Origin of the sequence: Micromonospora sp. S4605 (genome assembly GCF_003176715.1) — a bacterium.
GTDB lineage: Bacteria > Actinomycetota > Actinomycetes > Mycobacteriales > Micromonosporaceae > Micromonospora > Micromonospora echinaurantiaca.
Map to the genome: position 1 here is coordinate 1 of NZ_QGSW01000390.1, position 1,899 is coordinate 1,899.

Here is a 1,899-nt window from a genome sequence, read left to right on the forward strand (position 1 = left end):
GTGCTGGACTTCGCCGCCTGACCAGGCCCGCCCGGCCCGTCTGAGCCCGGTCAGGCCTGGTCAGGCGGCGAAGTCCAGCACCACCTTGATGTCGTCCGGCCCCGGCGTGTACGCCTCGGCGTAGCTCTCCACCGGCACCCGCCGGGTGATCAGCGACTCCAGCCAGGACTGGTCGGCCCGGGCCAGCGCCTCGGCGGCCATGTCCCAGTGCCGGCGGTTCGCGTTCACCGAGCCGAAGACCACGTTGTTCTCCAGCACCAGGGTGCGGTTCAACGCCCCGGCGTCGAGGTCGATGGTCCGGCCGCCGCTGGAGACGCCGGCCAGGCAGATCACGCCGGTCGGGGCGGCCTGGCACATCACGTCGATCACCACGCTCGGCGCGCCGGTGCACTCGATCACCACGTCCGGCTCGAAGCCGAGTTGGTCGACCTTCGTCGAGTGGTACGTCGCGCCGAGCGCGCCGACCAGCGCCGGCTTCGGCCCCTCGGTGGCCAGGTCGAGCACGTGCACGGCGAGCCCGCGCTGGGTGGCCAGCAGCGCCGCGAGCAGGCCGATCGGCCCGGCCCCGGTGACCAGCACGCTCTGCGGCTGCCATTCGGCGCGGTGCCCGATCCGTTCGATGTGGTCCCAGGCCTTGGCCACCACGCTGGTCGGTTCGAGCAGCGTGCCCACCCGGCCCAGCGCCGGGTCCAGCCCGACGGCGAACCGGGGCGAGACCCGCCAGCGGTCCCGGGCGAAGCCCGGCAGCGCTTTGATGCCGTGCTCGGTGAACTGCCCGTTGCGACACATGTCCCACTCGCCGACCGCGCAGTTCGGGCAGGGCACCGGGTCCGGGTGGCGGACGATCCCGGCCACCAGGTCGCCCGGCTGGAGGGTGCCGGTCGGGTCCTCCAGCACCCGGCCGAGCGACTCGTGCCCGAGCACCAGGCGGTCGAAGCCGGGTGGCGCCTCGCCGTAGTGCCCGGCGATGATCTCGTAGTCGGTGCCGCAGATGCCGACCGCCAGGGCCTCGACCAGGATCGAGCCCTCGTCGGTCGCCGGCTCGGGGTAGTCCTCGACGAGCGACAGCGAGCCGGCGGTACCGGGGGTCACAGTCACAGCGCGCACGAGCCTCATCTTTCCCCGCCGGCCGGTCCGCCGCCGGGCAAAGCCGGCAGATCGCCCCGTCGGGGCCAGCAGCCGTACCGCCCGTGCCTGTCGGGCGGGCCGGCTCGGCCCGGCGCGTCCGGCCGAGCAGGCCATAGGATCAGCCGCATGACTCCGGAAGAGGTCGGCCAGCGGGTGGTGGCGCTGCTCGCGCCCGCCGAGGTCACCCCGTCGGTCTCCGGCGGTCAGGCGCACGCCCGCGCCACCGTCGACGTACCGCTGGCGAGCTGGGCGGAGGCGGTCCGCGCCGCCCGCGACGACGCCGCGCTGGCCTGCGACTTCTTCGACTGGCTCTCCGCGGTCGACGAGCTGGCCGAGGGCTTCGCGGTGGTGGCCCACCTCTGGTCCACCACCCACCGGCACGGGCTGCTGCTGCGCACCCGGGTGCCCCGCGAGGCGCCGACGGTCGCCTCGGTGGTCGACGTCTACCCCGGCGCCGGTTGGCACGAGCGGGAGACGCACGAGATGTTCGGCATCGACTTCGCCGGCCACCCCGGGTTGCGGCCGCTGCTGCTGCCGCCGGAGTTCGAGGGGCATCCGCTGCGCAAGGAGTTCGTGCTGGCCTCCCGGGTGGCCAAGCCGTGGCCGGGCGCCAAGGAGCCGGGCGAGTCCGAGGCGGGCGGCGGACGCCGGCCGATCCGCCCGCCGGGGGTGCCCGCGCCGGGCGAGTGGGGCACGACGCCGACACCGGCGGGCGCCGGCGGGGCGGGTGAGGGCCCGCGCGGTGGGGTCCCGGCCCGCCCGGCCCGGGAA

At 75.4% G+C, this 1,899-nt stretch carries 2 protein-coding genes; one reads left to right on the forward strand and one right to left on the reverse strand.

The features are described 5' to 3' along the window. Window positions 1-60 precede the first annotated feature (60 nt). On the reverse strand, window positions 61-1,107 hold the full coding sequence (locus DLJ47_RS31430) for a glucose 1-dehydrogenase (protein WP_199236084.1): 1,047 nt from the start codon (window positions 1,105-1,107) through the stop codon (window positions 61-63). 147 nt (window positions 1,108-1,254) lie between these two features. Here DLJ47_RS31430 and DLJ47_RS31435 point away from each other — a divergent pair. Next, on the forward strand, window positions 1,255-1,899 hold a 645-nt coding region (locus DLJ47_RS31435; protein WP_109905483.1), incomplete at its 3' end, for an NADH-quinone oxidoreductase subunit C.